Raw genomic sequence first — 20,110 nt, 5'->3', positions numbered from 1 at the left:
TAAATGATTTTATTTTGACTGTGTCAGAAGTTTGTCATTTGCGGAATTCAGGCGGAATGGGCAGATCCTTGGCGAGCGGATTGGGGCGCCGGCCACGGCCACGGCGGAACTTCTTGAGCTGATACACATAGGCCAGCACCTGAGCCACGGCGGCAAACAGCCCTTCCGGTATCTCGTGACCTATCTCGGTGGAGTGAAAGATGGCGCGGGTGAGCCCGGGAGAAGGCATGATGGGGATCTCGTACTCCCTTGCTATCTCCCTGATCTTCATCGCGATCTCATCAGTGCCCTTGGCTACGACCTTGGGCGCGGCCCCCGGCTTGGCGGTATCGTATTTGAGCGCCACCGAGTAGTGGGTCGGGTTGGTGATGACCACGTCAGCCTTGGGCACATCCCCCATCATGCGGCGCATCGCCATCTCCATCTGCAAGCGGCGGATCCGCCCCTTCACCTCGGGCTTGCCCTCGCTGTCCTTGAACTCGTCCTTGACCTCCTGCTTGGTCATCTTGAGCTGGCGCATGTGGTTCCACTGCTGGAACGGCACGTCTATGGCCACTATGGGGATGAGGGCGCAACAGAGGATGATCAGCATCCACAGCAACAGATCCAGCGCATCTATGATGCCACCCGGGTAGCCCTCCAGGGAGAGGTTGAGCAGGTGGTTGAACTGGCTCGACAGCATCCACCAGGCAAACAGGGTGATGAACACCACCTTGGCGATGGACTTGATCAGCTCGACCAGAGATTGCACCCCGAACATCCTCTTAAGACCATTCAAGGGGCTCAGCTTGCTCCACTTGGGCAGCATGGCCTCGGAGGAGAAGTTCATGCCCCCCATCAGGGTGTTGCCGACGAAGGCGGCGATAGCCACCAGCATGAACAGCAGGCCGAGCGGATGCAGCAGCTCCCTCAACAGGGCGGGCACCATGGCCCCCATGGCATTGGGATCGAAGGCCTGATCCCGATCAAGCGTGAAACCCATGGTGAGGATCTTGACCATGGCGCCGGCCAGACTCTCCTTGACCATCAAGAGACCAAAGACGGCCGCCAACAGGACGCTGGCGGTACCCAGCTCCTTGGAACGTGCAATCTGCCCTTTTTCCCGGGCCTGTTGCAGTCGTTTGCCCGTGGGTTGTTCGGTACGTTCCTGATCGGTATCAGCCATGTTGCCGACCTCCGACACGCGGGAGCTTGCTCAGTTGTGCTCGCCCCCGGAAGGCATCGAGTCGTTCGCTACCCAGCTGCACGCAATCAGCCATTCTGGCCACCGAAGCACTGGACGTTGATGAGCTCGCAACTGGTCTCCTGCACCCGCTCCCACATGGAGTCGAAGTGGCCGAGGAAGCCGCCTATGGTGAGCCAGAGGATGAGCAGCCCGGACATCATGCTGACCGCGAAGCCTATGCTGAAGATGTTGAGCTGGGGCGCCGCCCGCGTCATGACCCCGAACGCAAAGTTGATGAGCAGCAGCGCGACTATGGCCGACAGCGCCATCACCAGCGAGGCCTGGTACATGACCCCCAGGAATCCGACCAGACTGCGGATGGCGGGCAGGGTGAGCCCGGCATCTGAGACCGGCAAGGTATCAAAGCTCAGCACCACCATGCGCAGCATGATGAGGTGGCCATCCACCGCCAGAAACACCAGGGTCGCCAGCATCAGATAGAACTGGCCCACCACGGGGGCCGACTGGCCGTTCATGGGATCCACCAGGGTGGCAAAGCCCAGACTGGTCTGCATGGCGATGACCTGACCGGCCATCACGAAGCTCTCCATCAGAAACTGGGTCATGAGGCCAAGCGCTATGCCGATGAGCAACTGCTGGGCCAACACCAGAAAACTGCCGACGGAGAACAGCTCTATCTTGGGCATGGGAGGCAACAGGGGGGCGATCATGAAGGTCAGCGCCAGCGCCAACCCGATACGGATACGGGCCGGCGTCAGGCGACTGCCAAACACCGCCATCACCATCAACAGGCCGCTCACCCGCGCCAACGGCCAGAGGATGGAAGACAACCACTCCATGATGAGAGCGGTCGTGTAGGTCATCTCACCACCCCGGGGGTGGCGTGAGATGCCGCCATCAGCGGGCCGTCAGGGGACGTCCCAGAGGCTTGCCGGGCATGGCTCATCCCACCACCTCGGGAATCTGGCTCACCATCAGCAGGAAGAAGTCCATCAGACTCTGCAAGCCCCAGTGCGCGCCCGCCCCCAGCGCAAACAGGGTGACGATGAGACGGGGCAGGAAGCTCAGGGTCTGTTCGTTGATGGAGGTGGCGGCCTGAAAGATGGCCACCAGCAGGCCGACGCACAGGCTCGGCAGGATCACGGCGCACACCATGACGGTCACCAGCCAGAGTGCCTCGCGAAAGACGTCGATAAAGGTTTCCGGACTCATGCCATTCGCTCCTTGCGTTTGTCCGCCTTAACCACCGGCACCCAGCCCGAAGCTGTTGGCGAGGGATCCCAGGATCAGGTTCCAGCCATCCACCATGACGAACAGCATCAGCTTGAACGGCAGTGATACCAGCATAGGCGACAGCATCATCATCCCCATGGCCATCAGGATACTGGCCACCACCAGGTCTATCACCAGGAAGGGCAGAAACAGCATGAAACCTATCTGGAAGGCGGTCTTCAGCTCGCTGGTGACGAACGCCGGGATCAACACCCGCAACGGCACCTCGGCGGGCTTGTCCACCTGCACGTTGGCTATCTCCATGAAGGTGTTGAGATCCTTGATCCGGGTCTGGGCCAGCATGAATTGATGGATGGGCAGCTCGGCCTTCTCCAGCGCCTCCTTGGCCTGGATCGTCTCGGCCAGATAGGGCTGCAGCGCCTCGTTGTTGATGCGATCCAGCACGGGCGACATGATGAAGAACGACATGAAAAGCGCAATGCCGACCAACACCTGGTTGGAGGGGCTCTGCTGCAGACCTATAGCCTGGCGCAGTATGCCCAGCACTATGATGATGCGGGTAAACGAGGTCATCATGATGACCATGGCCGGCAAGAAGGAGAGCGCCGTCATCAGCGCCAGCACTTGCAGGGTCAGGCTGTATTCCTGACTGCCGTCCGCCATGGTCTTGATGGTCACAGCCGACATGCCATCCTGGGCCAGTGCCAGCGGTGACAACAGGAGCAGGGATGCCAACAGGCCGACCAGCAGCCCAAGCTGTGACCATAAGCGGTTAGGTTTTTTCATGCTTGCCCATCAATTTGCCAAGCTGCTGGGAAAACGCCTGGGGCTGGCTCTCGTCCAGCGGCTCCTCCAGGCGATAGAGGAAGTTGACCTGCTGCGGCGTCACCCCGATCAGCAGTTGCTGCTCACCCACCTTGACCACCAGCAGCTTCTCCTTGTAACCCACCGGCAGGCTGGCGATGACCCGCATCTGGCCGCCGCCCATGGCGGTGGCTATCTTGCTCTTCTTGAGCAGAAAGCCCAGCACCAGGATGAGGCCTATGACCATCAGACTGGAGAGCAGCCAGGAGGTGAGGCTGGGGGGATTGGCCCCCGCACCGGGATTGGCCAGTGCCGGGAGGGACAACAGCAGTAACGGGAACGCGCGGATCATGTGATTTTGTTGATCCTTTCGGCCTGATTGATGATGAGACCAGTCAACGCAATGATTCTGGTCATTTGAGTTTCTTGATCCTTTCAATCTGACTGATGACATCGGTCAGACGGATACCGAACTTGTCGTTTACCACCACCACCTCGCCGTGGGCGATCAGGGTGCCGTTGACCAGCACGTCCAGCGGCTCGCCCGCCACCCGATCCAGCTCCACCACCGAACCCTGGTTCAGCTGCAGCAGGTTGCGGATGCTGATCTGGCTGCGGCCCACTTCCATGGCGATGGTGACCGGGATGTCGAGTATGGTGTCGAGCTTGCGCCGCTCCTCGGCACTGATGGGGGCGTCATCGGTCAGCTCCTCGAGGGGAGCCGGCTTAGCTTCGGCAATCACCTGCTCTTCCAGGGCGGCTGCCCAGGCGTCCGCCATCAGATCCTCTTCATCAGTTCCGCTCATCTTGCTTCCTTATGCTGCTTCGTGACCGTCTGTCGTGACAGGCAGTCCATGTTATCGCTGTTGATCTTCGATGCTGCGCTCGAGCTCTTCCAGCTCGGCCTCACCATCGATGCGTATGCCGCCCCGGGTCACCAGATGCATCTCTGTCTTGACCCCTTCCGGGCGTTTGAGTTTGTCGGTAATCTTGAGCGCCACATTCTCCTTGGTCCGCCCCATCTTGGCGTGGAAGGTGGGCAAATCTTCCACATAGACCAGCAGGTTCTCCGGCATCTCCACCGGTATGATGTCACCGGGTCGCAGCTCCATCAGCTCGCGCAGGGTCAGATCCGTCTCCAGCAGCTTGGCTCTGATCTCGACCTTGACGTCCATGATCTCGTCACGCAGCGCCTTGCTCCAGCGCACGTCGGTATCACCCTTGTCGCTCTGCACACCGGCATCCAGCAGCTCGCGGATAGGCTCCAGCATGGAGTAAGGCATGGCCACGTGGAAATCCCCGCCGCCGCCATCGAGCTCGATGTGGAACGAGCTCACGACGATCACCTCGGTGGGGCTGACGATGTTGGCCATGGCCGGGTTCACCTCGGAGTCGAGGTATTCGAAGCCCACATCCATCACCGGCGCCCAGGCATCCTTGTAATCCTCGAACACCAGCTTGAGCAGCATCTGGATGATGCGCCGCTCGGTGGGGGTGAACTCACGCCCCTCGATCTTGGCGTGATAGCGGCCATCGCCGCCGAAGAAGTTCTCCACCAGGATGAACACCAGGCGGGCTTCCATGGTGATGAGGGCCGTGCCCTTGAGGGGACGGAAACGCACCATGTTCAGGCTGGTCGGCACGAACAGGGTATGGACGTACTCGCCGAACTTGAGCATCTGCACGCCGTTGATGGAGACCTCGGCGGTGCGGCGCATCATGTTGAACAGGCTGATCCGCATGTGGCGGGCGAAACGCTCGTTCACCAGCTCCAGGGTCGGCATGCGACCACGGACGATGCGGTCCTGGGAGGAGAAGTCAAACTGGGCGACGCCGGGATCTCCCGCCGCGCCTATCTCTTCCTCTTCGACATCATCGACACCGTGCAAGAGGGCATCAATTTCGTCCTGACTTAACAGATCGCTCACGCATCACCCTTATTGCATTACAAAGCCGGTAAACAGCACTTGTTCGATAACGGGGGAAGAGACCAGGTCATTGAGCACCCGACGGCACTCTTCCAGTGAATCCTTGCGCAGCTTCTCCTTGCCTTCGAAGGTCATCAGCTGCTCGCTGGTAGCGGCACTGAAGACCCGCAGCAGGGTACCTTCGATCAGGGGGACATTCTGCTTGGCCAGGGTCTCGTCGGCGGCGCCACGCACCATCAGCTGGATCTTGATCTGCACCAGTCGATCCCGCTGACCACCCGAGACGTTGAACACGAAGGGGCGCGGCATGCCCACATAGAGCGAGGGCTGGGCCGCCTCCTCCTTGGGCTTGGCATCCTTCCCTTCCGCCGAGGCTTCGGCCGCCGGCTTGTCGCCGCCGGACAGCATCAGCCAGGCACCGGCACCACCGCCACCCAGCACAATCACGGCCAGGGCGACTACCATGATCAGCTTCTTTTTCTTGCCTGCCGCCGGGTCTTTCAGCGTCAGTTCGTTATCATCTGCCATCCCTTGTCCACCCTAGTCTCAAACTTGTTCGATATCATAAACTTACTCAGGCTGGCATCAAGCATAGAAATCAATTCCGCTGTCGTTTGTCGATTCCGTCAGCAAACGACTGCCTGCGGCCGTGACCTCTGCCTCAGTTTGGCCTGTTTCGGCAAAAGTTCCGCTCTCTTTTTGACCTTGCTGGCCCTGTCCGGCAAAGGCCGACTGACCCTGTGACTGTTGCTGCGGCTGCTGTTGCACCAGGGTCTGACCGAGCTGGATGCCCTGCCCGGCCAGCATATCACGCAGCCGTGGCATGGCCTGCTCCAGCATCTCGCGGGTCTGGCCATGTTGTACCACGAAGTGCACGTTGGCCTGGTTGTCGGCGCCAATCTGGATCTGGATCTTCATCTTGCCAAGGCCAAGGGGGTCGAGCTGGATCTCCGCCTGCTGCAACTTGTCCGCCAGCATCAGGTTCACCTTCTGGTGCAGCTGGGCCGGCGCCTCCGGGTTGGCCAGCTTGAGGTGGGGCAGATTCTGGGGATCGCGCCGCGCCGCTATGTCGACCGTGGGTTTGCTGTCGTTGTTGGCCACCTGGGGCTGGCTGTTCTGCTGCACCTGCTGGCTGTGATGACTGTCGTGGGTGCTGGACTCGGTCCCGAGGACGCTGCCTTTGCCAAACTCGGCCACCTTCTGCTTCACGTCCACCTTGACCTCGCTCCTGACCTTGGCAGACTCGCGGCCTTCGCTGGCCTCCATCTGCTTGATCCCGGCCGACAAGGCGCTCAGCGAGGCCTGCGGCCCCTGGGATTCACTGCTGGCCAGCACCTGTTGCGGGGCCGTTAACACGGGTTCGGCTGGCGGCTGGGCAGCCGGCGCCGTGGCGCTGCTGCCAGCGGTGGCCAGCGGGCTCTCTGACTTGGCGGCCGTGGTCGCCCTGGCCTGGGGCTGCTCGCCCCCCTCGGCAGCGCCCCTGGTCTGAGCGCCATCCGCCGAGCGGGTCGTATCCGTGTCAGCCTGCTCCTGACCCGCTTCAAACGCCCTGGTGGCGCTCGTCTGGGTGGGCACGGCCTGCTCCATCGCACGCTGGGGATGTGCCTTCTCGGCGCCCTCCTTGTTGCCCATGGAAGGAGTGACGGGTTTGGCGCTGGCATCGATCTCGACGGACTTGTTCCCCTCGCCTTTGGCGGCCTTGTCCACCGCCTCGGTCGGCAACACCTTGCTCAGCAAGGCGGCCCGCTCGGCGCCGGTGAGTTCGGCCTTGTCCGCTTTGTCTGTGCCAGCCGCGCCTTTGTCCTTGCCTGCCTCTTTCGGCTGGGCAGCCATGGCGGCAGCATCGCTCTCCATGGCTTGCGCCTCGCCCTCAGCTGCCGGCACCTCAACCCCTTCCCCCTTGAGCAGGCTGGCGGCCTGTTGTGCCTGCAAGGCTGCGCCGGTTGCGGCTTTTCTGTCATCCAGGCTGAGCGGCTTGTCGCCCGCGCCGACCAGCACATCGGCCGCCTCTGCGTCCTCCCCCGCTTGCGGCAACATATTGCCGTCCGTTTCCACGGCTGGCGCGGTCGCTACCAGGTTGAGGGGCGCGGGGGAGACCAGGCTGGTGTCCTGCTTGAGGGCATCTTGCAGACGCTGCAAGAAATCGATGGGAGAGGCGCTGCTCTCGGCTTCTTGCGTTTTTTTCTTTTTATCGTCGCTGGCCGCCGAGCCTTCGGTGGCATTCGCCAAAGATTTGGCATCGGCATGCTTGTCACTGGCACCTTTGTCACCAGCCACAGGGTCAGTGACGACCTGACCACCGGCCTTCGGCTCGCCTGCAGCCGCCTGAGCGGCCTTGGTCACAGGCATACCCTCTGCCTGGGCCTTGGCCATCACATCGGAGAAACCGCCTTTCGGCTCACCCTGTGGCGTCAGTTCAGCGCTGTCAGAGGGGGGAGGGAGCGGAGCACTCTTGTCGGCAGGCGCAGCAGCCTGAACGGGGGGGGTATTGGTTAGCAGTGTCTGCATCATGATGAAAATCCCTGACGACAATCGGGTTCTGGTGCGGCCCTCACGAACGCGATGGCAGTGAGGCGCACACTGGATGGACAGAATAAAGCAAGTTACAGGCCAGAATGATGGAAGCGGCGCAGCATGGCGTACTCATCCAGCATCTTCTGCTCCTGACGCTGGGCCTTCTGCTGCTCACGCCCGGCCTGCTTGGCCAGCAGCAGCTCCACTGCCTTGCGCCTCTGCTGGGCGGCCAGCCACTCTTCGCGCCGCAACGCCAGTGCCTGGCGCACCTGCAGCACACCTTCGTACTGCTGGGTAGCCGCTTGCTCAAGCTTGTTGATGAAGGCGTGATACTGGGCATTCTGCTGGGCCGCTATGCCCTGCAGACCGCGATCTGTCCACTGCTGATGGTAGATCTGGCGGTACTGGTTGAGCGCTTCCTGCTGTTCCATGAAGATTTTCAGATCCTGCTGGGCCTTGGCCAACGCCAGCGCCGCCTGCTGTTCGGCCTCCACCAGCCGCTCGGACAACATCACCAAGCCTTTACTCATGACTGCCTTCCCTCTTCATCATATGGTCAACGCATCAGGGGCATGGCCACCAGTTGCAGGGATTGCAGGCCCTCATCGTAGTGAATGACCTCGCGCATTCCCTGCTGCAAGAACTGATCCAGATAGGGTTTTTGTATTATGGCGCGATCGATGCGGGGATCCGAACCCTGGCTGTAGGCGCCTATGGTGATGAGATCCCGGTTCTGCTGATAGAGGGAGTAGAACTGCTTGAGAGTCCGCGCCAGCTCCATGTGCTGGGGCGACGTGACCATGGGCATGACCCGGCTGATGGATTTTTCGATGTCGATGGCCGGGTAGTGACCCGCATCGGCCAGCTCGCGCGACAGCACTATGTGGCCGTCGAGGATGGCCCGCGCCGCATCGGCGATGGGATCCTGCAAGTCATCCCCCTCGGTCAATACGGTGAAGAAGGCGGTGATGGAACCCTGGCCGTCGCTGCCGTTGCCGGCCCGCTCCACCAGCGCCGGTAATTTGGCAAATACCGAGGGCGGATACCCCTTGGTCGCCGGCGGCTCGCCCACCGCCAGCGCGATTTCACGCTGGGCCTGGGCGTAACGGGTCAGCGAATCCATCAAGAGCAGCACGTTGAGCCCCTGATCGCGAAAATACTCGGCGATGGCGAGCGCCGTCTCGCACCCCTTGAGGCGCATCAGGGGCGAGGCATCGGCCGGGGCCGCCACCACCACGGAGCGGGCACGCCCCTCCTCCCCCAGAATGTCTTCGATAAACTCTTTCACTTCCCGGCCCCGCTCACCGATGAGGCCCACCACCACCACGTCCGCCACCGAGCCACGGGTCATCATGCCGAGCAGCACGGACTTGCCGACGCCCGAGCCTGCGAACAGCCCCATCCGCTGGCCCTGCCCCACGGTCAGCACGGCGTTGATGGCGCGCACGCCCACGTCCATCGGTTGATGGATGGGTCGGCGGGAGAGCGGATTGATGCGGTGCTGGGCAAACTGCACCGTCTGGGAGGAGAGAATGGGGCCAAGCCCGTCCAGCGGCTGGCCTATGCCGTCTATGACCCGGCCCAGCAGGTTCATGCCGACCGGAATGCCGTGCTCTTCGGTGATGGGCACCACACGGGCACCCGGGATGACCCCCTTGAGCTGCTCGCTCGGCATCAGGAACAGGCGATCGCCGGAGAAACCCACCACTTCGGCCTCCAGCATGCCGTCCTGGGTATCGATGCGACAGAGGGCGCCGATGGCGGCGCGGCAGCCGATAGCTTCCAGCGTGAGGCCCACCACCCGGGTCAATTTGCCAGCAACGGGCGGCTTGGGCGCGATATCGCGCACCCGATACCCTTGCAACCGAGTGAGTAACGAGCCGCTCATCTGGCCTCCTGAAAGCGATATTGAGATGGGTCATGCCTGCGACGGGCCGGCTTGCGCCGGCCCGTCGCAGGTTATTCGTGATTGTCCCGCAAGAAGTTGCGCAGCAGCTGGTCGATGCGGCCCGCCAGCGTCAGATCGATGCTGGAGAGTTCGGTCGCCAGCTGCAAGTCGCCGGGGGAGAGGGTGGGATCGCTTTGCAGCCGCCAGTGACGCTTGGCGCACTCTTCCACCCCGAACGCCTGCTCGACCCGGGTGATGTCATCGGGATGCAGCATCAGGGTGACCCCCTGCTCGGCGGCAGGCAGCAAGGCCAGCCCCTGTTTTAGGGCTTCCAGCAGGATGCGGGGGGACGTCTCCGCCTCGTGCCGGATGAGGGCGCGGGTCAGCTGCAGCACCAGGGCGATGAGTTGCTGCTCCACCGCCTGATCCAGCTCGTTGAGGGGGGTGGCGAGACGATCGACCAGCGACTGCCAGTGGGCCAGTTGCTGATCCACCAGCTCGCGGCCCATGGCCAGTCCCTCCTCCTTGCCCTGCTCCAGCCCGGCGGCATGGCCCTGTTGCAGGCCTTCCAGCTTGCCTTCCTCCAGCCCCTTGGCAAAGCCGGCAGCCTGGCCTTCGGCCATGCCCTCGTCCCAGGCGGCCTGACGGATGGCTTCCAGCTCTTCTGCCGTGATGCTGGGAGTCGGCTCCTCTGCCGGCTCCTCGACCGGCGCCTCTTCCTCCTGCCGATACCAGTCCGGCGTCAGCCCGAGGGCATTGGTCTCGACCTCGGATTCGACCTCCATCTCGGGCCAGCCCCAGGCCTCGACCCGGGCGTCGTCCCCGTCGGGACGTACATAGCCACGCAGCTTGTTGTTCATGCTTTAGAGGCGCTCCTCGCCACCGCCAGCTGCGGCCCGGCGAAACGGTAGAATTGATGGTCCATGGTTTAGAGGAACTCCTCGCCGCCACCGGCACCCAGCATGATCTCGCCGGCATCCGCCAGACGGCGGGCGATGGAGAGGATCTCTTTCTGGGCGGCTTCCACTTCGGAGACCCGGATAGGCCCCATGGCCTCCAGATCGTCCGCCAGCATCTCGGCGGCCCGCTTGGACATGTTCTTGAATACCTTCTCGCGCATCTGATCGTCCGAGCCCTTGAGGGCCCGTTGCAGCAGATCTCCCGGCACTTCCCGCAGCATGGTCTGGATGCCGCGATCGTCCACATCGATGAGGTTTTCGAACACGAACATCAAGTCCTGGATCTGCTGGCTCATCTCTTCGTCCGACTCGCGGATGGAGTCCATCAGCTGGCCTTCTATGTTGGTATCCAGGTAGTTCATGATGTTGGCCGCCGCCTTCAGGCCGCCCATCTTAGCTGCCTGGGCACCCGCCGCACCGGCGAACTGTTTCTCCATGATGTCGTTCAACTCTTGCAACGCCGCCGGTTGCACCTCTTCCAGGTTGGCGATCCGCATCACCAGATCCAGGCGCACCTGCTCCGGGAACTGGCTCAGGATCTCGGCGGACTGCTCCGGCTCCAGATAGGAGAGCACTATGGTCTGGATCTGCGGGTGTTCGTTCTGGATGATGCTGGCGACCTGGCGGGCATCCATCCACTTGAGGGAATCGAGACCACGGGCACCGGAACCCAGGATGATCTGATCCACCAGGTTGCTGGCCTTGTCTTCGCCAAGGGCCGCCACCAGCGCCTTGCGCACGAAGTCTTCACTGCCGATACCGATATTGGTGTACTTCTGGATATCGTCGATGAATTGACGGTGCACCGCCGCCACCCGGTCGTGACTGAAGTCCGACATGGAGGCCATGGACATGCCGAGCCGCTGCACCTGCTTGGGCTCGAGGTGGCGGAAGATCTGGGCGGCATCCTCTTCGTTGAGGCTCAGCATCAGCACAGCCGCCATCTCCATCCCGCTCATCTGGTCCAGGATCTGGCGCTGGCTGTCGGTAATGTCATTGCCGGTGACTTGGGTCTTACTTTCTTCAGGCATCTTTGTTCGTTACCCATTCTTTAATGACCTGTGCGGCCAGATCCGGTTCGTTCGCCACCAGCGCACGTACCGCCTTGAGCAAGTCCTCGTCACGGTGCAGATCCGGCAGTTTCAGATGGCCGTCACGTACCCCGAACACAGGCTCGGAATCGGCCTGAGCCGCCAGCAGACTGAGCTCGTCATCCCCACCCAGCACTATGCTGTTGTCCATATCCAGATCCCCTTCCGGACGGGCATCCGGGTAGAGCAGGCGTTTGAGCATGGGGCGCACCACTGTCACGATCAACACTATGATGACCAGCACCGAGGCGGCGATGCGCACCGCGCGCCAGAACCAGGGCTGCTCGTAGATGGGCGCTTCGGCCACGTTCTCAAGCTCTGGCCGGTTGAACGGGATGGCGACCACTTCCAGAGTATCACCGCGGGTCACGTCAAAGCCAAGCCCGCCGCTCAGCAAACGGCGCAGGGTATCGAGCTCTGGCTGGGTGCGCGCCTCGCGGGTCACCTTGCCGTCGGCGGCGGTGATTGATTTGTAATCCACCGCGACCGAGACCGTCATGCGGCGAATGCCGCCCATCTGGCGCCGGATATGGCTGACTGTGGTATCCAGTTCGAAGTTGCGGGTCGCCTCCTTGCGGGAGCGGCCGGAGGCAGCGGCGCTGGCATCGGCATTGGGGCCGGTCGCCTGCTGGGGAATATTGGAGGCGGCAGGCGGCTGGTTGGAGAGGGCGCCGGGTACACCGCCGCTGCTGCCATTGGCGCTGTTTTCTTCCAGGGTCATCTCGGAGCGCACGGCCGGCAAGTCCGGGTTGTAGGTCTTGCGGGTCTGTTCCTGCTGGGAGAAGTCGAGGGAGAGATCGACCTCCGCCGTATAATTGTCGGCGCCGAGCACGGGGATCAGGATGGCGTCAATTTTTTGTTTGTACTCCACCTCCTGCTTCTGCTGCATCGCAAACTCCTTGCGAGTCTGGGCAGAGACGGGATCCTGGGAACCCGAGTTGAGCAGGCGGCCGTTCTGGTCGGTCACAGTGACGCGGGTCGGCTCCAGGCCGTGCACGGCGGAAGCGACCATGTCGACGATGGAGTCCACTTCCCCCTGGCCGAGGGCGTTGCCCTTGAGGTTCAGCACCACGGTCGCACTGGGCTTGCGCTCGTTGCGGGCAAACACGTTGTCTTTCGGAATGGCCAGCAGCACCTGGGCCTTGGCCACGTTCTGGAACTGCTCGATGGCGCTCGCCAGCTGACGCTCGCGGCTCAGCTTGAGGCGCTCCGTCTCCATGCGCTGGCTGACGCCGAAGCTGGAATCCTTGAGCAGGATGGACTCGCCATCGTTGCTGGCATCGGTATTGGTGGCGAGACCGGCACGGGTCAGGCGCAGGCGGATATCGGCATATTTTTCGGCGTTGACCAGCACGCTCTTGCCATCCACCTCATAGGGGATCTTCTGCTGATCCAGATAATCGAGGGTCGACACCAGCTCCTGGGTACTGTAGGTGCCCAGCGGACGCATGTCCGGCTCCTTGCCCCACAGCAGGATGAAAACGGCGATCGACAGGCAGATGGCCAGCCCCAGGATCAGGGTGATTTGCCGCAGCACATCCGTGTTGGACAGGAAGCCGAGTGCGGAGCTCTTCTGCTCATTCTCATCGAGGGCGGCGGAGCCCTCATCGTTCATCAGCAGTTCGCCGTTTTGGTCAGTAGCCACGATTTATGTCCTTATTGCTGACATGTTCATGATGCTCAGTCACCACGATTTACGATCCTTATACCGGCATGTTCATGATGGTCTTGTAGGCATCGACCATCTTGTTACGCACCTGCACAGTCGCCTCGAAGGCGATGGAAGATTTCTGGCCGGCGATCATCACCTCGGACAGGTCGATAGACTTGTCACCCATGTCGAAGCGAGTACGCAGATCGTTGGCGGCCCCTTGCAACTCGTTGACGTTGCCGAGGGCCTGCTGCAGCAACTGACCAAAGTCGGACGTGACCTGACGACCGGGCTGAGCCAGCGGTGTCGCCCCGGATTCCACCTTGAGTGCCTGCATCTCTTGCATCAGGCTGCTTGCACTAATTTCCATATTTCATCCCCAGACAAATCATTGACGCTGACAGCGAATAAGCAATTAGAGTGCCAATGCGCTCGAGGCGAGTGATGAGGGGCATGAAACGAACGCGAGGCAGCCGGTGTGAGGGCAAGATTTCAGCAAGGCGGAGCACAACGAACATGGCCCGCATAATGCGGGCCATGTTCGGGGGATGAGCGGCATCCTACTTTTTGGTCAGATCCTCGTCCACCCAGTATTTGGATCCCGAGATGTTGGCATCGAGCAGCAAGCCCTTCTCGCCGATCTGGTAGATGGCCATGCCGCCGTTGTATTTGGCTCTGAGCTCGGCGCTCTCCTTGCCCGCCACGGCTCCCACCTCCGAGGTGGCCTCCCAGCCCTGGGTCACGAAGGCGTCGAACCTGGCCTTGTCTTCAAACAGGATCACCTGCTGGTAGAACTTGCCGCCGAGCCCGGCCGCGAGCCCGGCGCCGAACATCTTCATGTAGGTGTGCTTGCCGCTGGTGCGATTGACCGCCACCCCGGCGCCCTGATTGGTGTGCAGCATCAGGGAAAACTTGCGCGAGTCGAACACCGCATAGCCATAGGCCTTGTCAAACAACAACTTGGCGGAAGGTTGCTGGTTGAACAGTCGCACCAGCGCGGTATCGGCCATGGTATCGAGGGCGAGCCGCGCCTCCTCGGCCGTCTTGGGCTCGAGCATCTCGTCGAGTTTCTTGTCGGCCACCACCAGCCACTCCTTGCCGGTCGCCATGCTCTTGTCGGTCCAGACCCCGGCGGTGTTGAACGCCTCCGAGCCCCACTGTGAGACGGATGCCCAGGTCGCCTTGGAGAAGTCGGTGACGCTCCGCCACGCCTCCTTGCTGGTGTCACTCACAGCAGTCCCCAGGTCGGTCGCGGCCGCCTTCAGCTTCGCCCAATCGGCCAGACCGGGGGTCGACGCCAGTGCCAGCGTCGTTGCAATCACCAGGAATCGAATCTTCATGCTGTTCTCCACCTTCTGTGATGAGTCGATGGTCACAGTAGCAGATTTGGACGACGCCGGATCGGGCTATGCTCACGGCGCGGTCAAGCAGTGACGCAGCCCCTGGCCGCCATCGACACCCGAGCGTCTGTGCACGAGGGCGCCTGGCGCCCTCGTGATCATTGCTCATGTCTGCGCTTATGACTTGAGGCGCTTGCCACTCGCATCCACCACCTGCTCGCCATCCTCCTTGGCGAAGGCCCCTTTTTGCTGATCGGGCAAAATATCGAGCACCAGCTCCGACGGGCGGCACAGCCTGGTGCCAAGGGGCGTGACGACTATGGGGCGGTTGATAAGGATCGGATGGGCCAGCATGGCATCGATAAGCGCCTCATCGCTGACGCTACCTTCCGCCAGCCCGAGCGCCTCGTAGGGGGGTACGTTCTTGCGCAGCAGCTCGCGCACCGGCATCCCCATGGCGGCGATCAGCGCCACCAGCTGGTCGCGGGAAGGCGGCGTCTCCAGATAGTGGATCACGGTGGGCTCGACGCCGCTGTTGCGAATAAGCGCCAGGGTGTTGCGGGAGGTACCACATTCCGGGTTGTGATAGATGGTGATTGCACTCATTTGCGTGTCTCTCATGGCTTAAGTGAATAAAAACATTGGATAAAAAGGGTTAGCGGCGCAGACCCGCCTCGTACCAGGGTTTGCTGGCGTTGACCACGCGCACCACCAGCAGCATGACAGGCACCTCGATCAACACGCCGACGACAGTGGCGAGCGCCGCGCCGGAGTGAAAGCCGAACAGGCTGATGGCGGCGGCCACCGCCAGCTCGAAGAAATTCGATGCCCCTATCAGGGCAGAGGGGCCGGCCACCGAGTGCTTCTCCCCCACCTTGCGGTTGAGCCAGTAGGCGAGTCCCGAGTTGAACAGCACCTGGATCAGGATCGGCACCGCCAGCAGGGCGATGACCAGCGGCTGCTCCATGATGGCGTTGCCCTGAAAGGCGAACAACAGCACCAGGGTGAGCAACAGGGCCGCCACCGACCAGGGCTGGATACGGGCCATGACACCATCGAAACTGGCCTGCCCCTTTTTCAGCAGCGCCTTGCGCAGCAACTGGGCGATGACCACAGGGATGACGATATAGAGCACCACAGAGGTGAGCAGGGTATCCCAGGGCACCACTATGCTGGAGACCCCGAGCAGCAGCGCCACCAGCGGGGCGAAGGCAAACACCATGATGAGGTCGTTCACCGCCACCTGCGACAGGGTGAAGTAGGGATCGCCGTTGGTGAGGCGACTCCAGACAAACACCATGGCGGTGCAGGGCGCCGCCGCCAGCAGGATCAGGCCCGCCACGTAGCTGTCGAGTTGATCCGCCGGCAGCCAGTCGGCAAACAGCACGCGGATGAAGAGCCAGCCGAGAAAGGCCATGGAGAAGGGCTTGACCAGCCAGTTGATGAAGAGGGTGACGCCTATCCCCTTCATGTGGCCCTTCACCTGATGCAGAGCCCCAAAGTCGATCTTGAGCAGCATGGGGATGATCATCACCCAGATGAGCAGCCCCACCGGCAGGTTGACCTTGGCCACCTCCATGGCGCCGATCGCCTTGAACAGATCCGGCAATCCCTGCCCCAGACCAATGCCCACCAGAATACAGAGCAGCACCCAGGCGGTGAGATAACGTTCAAAAAAGCCGATGGCAGGGGCTGCCTTGGCATCACAGATTGCAGACATAAAAGCTCCCGATGCGGCGCAATCCCGCATCTTCTATTTGTTCAAAACAAGGTTCAAAAAAGGGTTCATCACAAGTTGACGGCATATTCAAGCCGCCCCGGCAACGCACCGGGGCAGCGATTCAATGGTGCTGACAGAGGCGGCGCAGGGCGTCCGGCCCCACCGGCTCTTCGGCCAGCAGCGGCACCACGGCGTAGCGGCTGGCGTGCAGCTGTTCGACCGCCTCGATATGGGGCAACTGGCGCTCGGCCCGCAGTTGCAGCAAAGGCGAGCTGACCGCCTCCTGCTGCAAACTGTGGTTGATGAGCCAGCCCCAGGGCTCGATCCCGGCGCGGCGCAAGTCGGCCTGCAGGTTGGCCGCCTCCTGCACCGGCGTGGGCTCGGGCAGGGTGACGATCAGCACCTTGGTCTGTTTGGGGTCCTGCAGCTGCATCATGGGGGTGGTGAAGTGCAGCCCCTTGCTGCCCATCTGGCGAGCGATCTCTCTGTGATAGGCGCCGGTGGCGTCGAGCAGCAGCAGGGTGTGGCCCGTGGGGGCGGTATCCATCACCACGAAGCGCTTGCCCGCCTCGCGTATGATGCGCGAGAAGGCCTGAAACACGGCGATCTCCTCGGTACAGGGGGAGCGCAGATCCTCCTCCAGCAACGCCCTCCCCTGCTCGTCCAGCGCCGCCCCCTTGGTGGCCAGTACCTGGGCACGGTAACGTTCAGTCTCGGCGTGGGGGTCGATGCGGCTCACCTCGAGATGGGGCAGGCTAGCTGCCAGCGTCTCGCTCAGGTGAGCGGCAGGATCCGAGGTGGTGAGGTGCACCGGCAGACCGCGGCTCGCCAGCTCCACCGCCACGGCGGCCGCCAAGGTGGTCTTGCCCACTCCACCCTTGCCCATCAGCATGATGAGGCCGTGGCCATCGGCGGCCAGCTCGTCCACCAGCGTCCCCAGATCGGGTTGGGCCACACTGTCGTGAGGCTGGGCAACGGATACCTGACTCCCTTTGGATGCACAGGGTTGCAGCAACTGACGCAGGCTCTCAACGCCCACCAGATTGGTGGCAAGCAGCGGGATCGGATCCTGCGCCAGGGCCCTGAGGGCCAGCGGCATGGTAGAGAGGGCCTGCTGCTCACGCTGCCAGAGGGCCTGGGCCAGAGGATCACCGGCGATGGCACCCTCGGGGAAGAGGCCATTGATGACAAGCTGCTGATTCATGAGCCCGATGGCAGCCAGCTCCTCGTGGGTGCGGGCCACTTCCCGCAGGGTGGAACTTTGGGCGCGAGCCACCAGCACCAGCCGGGTGTGGGCAGCATCCGCCAACGCGGCGACGGCGTCGGCGTACTGGCTGCGCTGTTTTTCCAGCCCCGCCAGCGGGCCAAGGCAGGAGGCATCCCCCTTGCCCTGCTCCAGAAACTCGCTCCAGGCCCCCGGCAGTTGCAGCAGGCGTATGGTGTGGCCTGTGGGCGCCGTATCGAACACTACATGGTCATACTCGGCCAGCAGCGCCTGATCGGTCAGCAGGGCGGTGAACTCGTCAAAGGCGGCAATCTCTGTGGTGCAGGCGCCGGAGAGCTGCTCCTCTATGCTGCGCACCACGCTCTCGGGCAACTTGCCGCGCACAGGCCCGACGATCCGCTCCCGATAGGCCCTGGCCGCCGCGGGGGGATCTATCTCCAGCGCCGACAACCCCGGCACAGCCGCGATGGCGGTGATGTGATTGCCGATGGTGGAGGCAAACACCTGCCCCACGTTGGAGGCGGGATCCGTGCTCACCAGCAGCACCCGCTTGCCGGCATCGCACAGTGCCACGGCACTGGCGCAGGCCAGCGAGGTCTTGCCCACCCCGCCCTTGCCGGTGAAGAAGAGAAAGGGGGGCGGATCGGTCAGAAACTGAAACATGACGAACTCCTGTCGACAGAGTGGCGAGCCCGGCTGGGCAATCTGGGTTGACTCAGGGGATCAGCAGCAACCGCTGCCGGAGCAGCAATCACCCTTGACGATCCCCTTGATGGCCGCTTGCGGCGCGGGCAGACCCGCATAGCGGGCCAGCTCGCTGCGGCTCGGATAGCGGCCGGTCAGCACCACCTGCCCCTCCACCAGCACCAGCGGCAGCCCCTCCTCCCCAGCATGGGTCAGAAAGGCGCTGACGGCCGGTGTCTCGGCAAACTGCATCGGCTGCTGCGCCAGATTGAAGCGCTCGATGGCAACCCCCTGCTCCTTGGCCCAGGCAAGGTCGGCGGCAAAGGTGACCAGCGCCTGCTCGACCTGGGTACCGCAGACACCGCTGGAGCAGCAGAGAGCGGGATCAAAAATCTGAATGGCTGACATGGCATTACTCCTTGTTGCAGCAGGGCTGCGTGGGCAGAACATGGGGAGAGCAGGCGGACTCGGCGCGCATCATGCCGCACGCCTCTGGGTGGCCGGCGCAGCACTCCTCGGTGAGATAACCGATCAGGTCCAGCATCAGGGGAATGTTGGCGCGGTAGCGCAGAAAACGCCCCTCCTGCGCCACCGACAGCAGGCCGGCATTGAGCATGGCCTTGAGGTGAAACGACAGGGTATTGGGGGCGACATCGAGCTCGCTGGCCAGTTCGCCGGCGACCCGCCCATCCAGCCCCGCCTTCACCAGCAGCCGCCACACATCCAGCCGAATGCCGGAGGCGAGCGATTCAAACACCTTGGTGGCCGTCTCTTTATTCATGCTGTTCACCTTTGTTCTCAGACTCATGATTTCAACTATACAAGAACTATTGAAATGATCAAGTCGCAAGCAAGGATCCACGATGAGTCACCCCTTGCCAACCGGCATCGCCAAGCCTCATCACATCAGGGCAATTCGCTGGCGCCGCTCGTGCTGCGCGTTCGGATCAGCCGATCATGTACCCGAATCACATCTTCCCTTAACTGGCATATGCCAATTACCATGGAGATATATGGCATATGCCAATCAGGAGCCCCCATGCCCAGACCCAAGATTGCCCGCCAGATCTGTGGCCGCCCCGCCAACAGCTGCTTCAAACCCAATGGCCGCCCCATGCACCAGCTGGAGCAGATCACCCTGGCCGCCGACGAGTTCGAGGCGCTGCGGCTGGTGGATCTGGAAGGCATGCAGCAGCAACAGGCCGCCCTGGTGATGGGCGTCTCCCGCCAGACCCTGGCCAACATACTAAAAAAAGCGCGCTACAAGATGGTGGACTGCCTGAGCCAGGGCAAGGCCCTGCTGATGCAGGCCGGCGACCCCGACCCCCATGGAGAAGAGTTTCAATGAATCAAGCAGATAACCAGACAAGCAACAGCGCCGTCATGCTGAGCCAGGGCCGGCTGGCCGCTCACTTCACTCGCGCCGAACAGCTGCAAATAATGAGCCCGGAGGGCGCCGTGCTCGCCACCCTGCCCAACCCGGCGGCTGGCGAGGGCTGCAGCGGCAAGCAGGCGCTGCTGGCGGCGCTCAAGGCCCACCGGGTTAGCCGGGTGCTGGTGCGCAACCTAGGTGAACGCATGCTGGGACGCCTGCTCGCCAGCGGCCTGCAAGTGATGCAGTGTCGCTCAGCGCGCTTGCCGTGGCCGCAACTGCTGGCATCGAGCAACCTGCTGCCACTGACCCAGATCAGTCAGGGCCGCCCATCCCGGCGCCATGCCCATGCATCCACCATTCACGCCATCAAACCCCTCGGCCACGCCGATGCAGACGAGCCTGGCCGCCATGCTTGTCAGGGGGGATGCTGCCACGGCGAAGGGAAAACAGGGTGCCACCAGGGCAAGGAGGAAGGCGCACGCCACGCCTGCTGCTAGTCCCTGCCCAGACAG

The 20,110-nt window shown here is 62.4% G+C and carries 23 protein-coding genes; 2 read left to right on the top strand and 21 right to left on the bottom strand.

From position 1 onward, the window contains the following. Positions 1-34: 34 nt before the first annotated feature. The 21 genes from flhB to AACW87_RS06425 all read right to left on the bottom strand — a co-directional run bounded on the left by flhB (position 35) and on the right by AACW87_RS06425 (position 19,004). Entirely contained in the window at positions 35-1,165 is a 1,131-nt protein-coding gene (gene flhB / locus AACW87_RS06525) for a flagellar biosynthesis protein FlhB (protein WP_043134781.1), read from the bottom strand. Positions 1,166-1,251: 86 nt separating this feature from the next. Then, positions 1,252-2,049, bottom strand: a complete 798-nt coding sequence (gene fliR / locus AACW87_RS06520) for a flagellar biosynthetic protein FliR (RefSeq protein WP_098984606.1) — start codon at positions 2,047-2,049, stop codon at positions 1,252-1,254. A 79-nt stretch (positions 2,050-2,128) separates the two neighbouring features. Next, positions 2,129-2,398: a flagellar biosynthesis protein FliQ gene (fliQ, locus tag AACW87_RS06515; protein ID WP_098984607.1), complete on the bottom strand. Its 270-nt coding sequence runs from the start codon at positions 2,396-2,398 to the stop codon at positions 2,129-2,131. 27 nt (positions 2,399-2,425) lie between these two features. Further along, positions 2,426-3,205, bottom strand: a complete 780-nt coding sequence (gene fliP / locus AACW87_RS06510; RefSeq protein ID WP_098984608.1) for a flagellar type III secretion system pore protein FliP — start codon at positions 3,203-3,205, stop codon at positions 2,426-2,428. Continuing rightward, positions 3,192-3,575 carry a flagellar biosynthetic protein FliO gene (fliO, locus tag AACW87_RS06505; RefSeq protein WP_043134690.1) on the bottom strand — a complete coding sequence of 128 codons (384 nt, stop codon included), beginning with the start codon at positions 3,573-3,575 and terminating at the stop codon, positions 3,192-3,194. The genes fliP and fliO overlap by 14 nt, the downstream gene beginning before the upstream one ends. Positions 3,576-3,636: 61 nt before the next feature. Next, positions 3,637-4,029 carry a flagellar motor switch protein FliN gene (fliN, locus tag AACW87_RS06500; RefSeq protein ID WP_017412373.1) on the bottom strand — a complete coding sequence of 131 codons (393 nt, stop codon included), beginning with the start codon at positions 4,027-4,029 and terminating at the stop codon, positions 3,637-3,639. 51 nt (positions 4,030-4,080) lie between these two features. Further along, positions 4,081-5,151, bottom strand: a complete 1,071-nt coding sequence (gene fliM, locus AACW87_RS06495) for a flagellar motor switch protein FliM (protein WP_043134689.1) — start codon at positions 5,149-5,151, stop codon at positions 4,081-4,083. A gap of 9 nt (positions 5,152-5,160) precedes the next feature. After that, complete coding sequence (fliL, locus tag AACW87_RS06490; protein WP_043134688.1) at positions 5,161-5,679, bottom strand: flagellar basal body-associated protein FliL; 519 nt, start codon at positions 5,677-5,679, stop codon at positions 5,161-5,163. Between the two features lie 57 nt (positions 5,680-5,736). Then, positions 5,737-7,662 (bottom strand): flagellar hook-length control protein FliK, encoded by a 1,926-nt coding sequence (locus AACW87_RS06485; protein WP_241324528.1) that lies wholly within the window; start codon positions 7,660-7,662, stop codon positions 5,737-5,739. A 92-nt stretch (positions 7,663-7,754) separates the two neighbouring features. Next, positions 7,755-8,195, bottom strand: coding sequence for a flagellar export protein FliJ (gene fliJ / locus AACW87_RS06480; RefSeq protein ID WP_042871992.1), 441 nt, complete (start codon positions 8,193-8,195; stop codon positions 7,755-7,757). 26 nt (positions 8,196-8,221) lie between these two features. Next, the gene (gene fliI, locus AACW87_RS06475; protein WP_043134686.1) at positions 8,222-9,553 is read right to left on the bottom strand and encodes a flagellar protein export ATPase FliI; all 1,332 of its coding nucleotides are present in this window, start codon (positions 9,551-9,553) and stop codon (positions 8,222-8,224) included. A 71-nt stretch (positions 9,554-9,624) separates the two neighbouring features. Beyond that, positions 9,625-10,413 (bottom strand): flagellar assembly protein FliH, encoded by a 789-nt coding sequence (fliH, locus tag AACW87_RS06470; RefSeq protein WP_043555967.1) that lies wholly within the window; start codon positions 10,411-10,413, stop codon positions 9,625-9,627. Between the two features lie 68 nt (positions 10,414-10,481). Further along, a complete protein-coding gene (gene fliG / locus AACW87_RS06465) occupies positions 10,482-11,543 on the bottom strand; it encodes a flagellar motor switch protein FliG (RefSeq protein WP_098984612.1) in 1,062 nt (353 codons plus the stop codon). After that, the gene (gene fliF, locus AACW87_RS06460) at positions 11,536-13,248 is read right to left on the bottom strand and encodes a flagellar basal-body MS-ring/collar protein FliF (RefSeq protein ID WP_172955386.1); all 1,713 of its coding nucleotides are present in this window, start codon (positions 13,246-13,248) and stop codon (positions 11,536-11,538) included. The genes fliG and fliF overlap by 8 nt, the downstream gene beginning before the upstream one ends. 58 nt (positions 13,249-13,306) lie before the next feature. Continuing rightward, positions 13,307-13,624 carry a flagellar hook-basal body complex protein FliE gene (gene fliE, locus AACW87_RS06455; protein ID WP_043134682.1) on the bottom strand — a complete coding sequence of 106 codons (318 nt, stop codon included), beginning with the start codon at positions 13,622-13,624 and terminating at the stop codon, positions 13,307-13,309. Between the two features lie 190 nt (positions 13,625-13,814). Further along, positions 13,815-14,594, bottom strand: a complete 780-nt coding sequence (gene befA / locus AACW87_RS06450) for a beta cell expansion factor BefA (protein ID WP_103471261.1) — start codon at positions 14,592-14,594, stop codon at positions 13,815-13,817. A 177-nt stretch (positions 14,595-14,771) separates the two neighbouring features. After that, entirely contained in the window at positions 14,772-15,200 is a 429-nt protein-coding gene (gene arsC / locus AACW87_RS06445; RefSeq protein ID WP_098984614.1) for a glutaredoxin-dependent arsenate reductase, read from the bottom strand. Between the two features lie 49 nt (positions 15,201-15,249). Continuing rightward, entirely contained in the window at positions 15,250-16,314 is a 1,065-nt protein-coding gene (arsB, locus tag AACW87_RS06440) for an ACR3 family arsenite efflux transporter (protein WP_043134678.1), read from the bottom strand. 121 nt (positions 16,315-16,435) lie between these two features. Next, on the bottom strand, positions 16,436-18,202 hold the full coding sequence (gene arsA, locus AACW87_RS06435) for an arsenical pump-driving ATPase (protein WP_241324527.1): 1,767 nt from the start codon (positions 18,200-18,202) through the stop codon (positions 16,436-16,438). 60 nt (positions 18,203-18,262) lie between these two features. Beyond that, on the bottom strand, positions 18,263-18,631 hold the full coding sequence (gene arsD, locus AACW87_RS06430; protein WP_103471264.1) for an arsenite efflux transporter metallochaperone ArsD: 369 nt from the start codon (positions 18,629-18,631) through the stop codon (positions 18,263-18,265). A 4-nt stretch (positions 18,632-18,635) separates the two neighbouring features. Further along, entirely contained in the window at positions 18,636-19,004 is a 369-nt protein-coding gene (locus tag AACW87_RS06425) for an ArsR/SmtB family transcription factor (RefSeq protein WP_043555962.1), read from the bottom strand. A gap of 258 nt (positions 19,005-19,262) precedes the next feature. Between AACW87_RS06425 and AACW87_RS06420 the strand changes: the two genes are divergently transcribed. Both AACW87_RS06420 and AACW87_RS06415 read left to right on the top strand, forming a co-directional pair. Beyond that, on the top strand, positions 19,263-19,571 hold the full coding sequence (locus AACW87_RS06420) for a DUF134 domain-containing protein (protein ID WP_241324526.1): 309 nt from the start codon (positions 19,263-19,265) through the stop codon (positions 19,569-19,571). Continuing rightward, positions 19,568-20,095 carry a NifB/NifX family molybdenum-iron cluster-binding protein gene (locus tag AACW87_RS06415; protein WP_241324525.1) on the top strand — a complete coding sequence of 176 codons (528 nt, stop codon included), beginning with the start codon at positions 19,568-19,570 and terminating at the stop codon, positions 20,093-20,095. Before AACW87_RS06420 ends, AACW87_RS06415 begins: the two co-directional genes overlap by 4 nt. The last annotated feature ends 15 nt before the right edge of the window (positions 20,096-20,110 follow it).

This window comes from Aeromonas sp. MR7 (genome assembly GCF_963899385.1).
In the GTDB taxonomy this organism is placed as follows: Bacteria; Pseudomonadota; Gammaproteobacteria; order Enterobacterales; family Aeromonadaceae; genus Aeromonas; species Aeromonas bestiarum.
The sequence above is the reverse complement of the archived record's forward strand: the minus strand, read 5'-3'. Positions and strand labels throughout refer to the sequence as shown.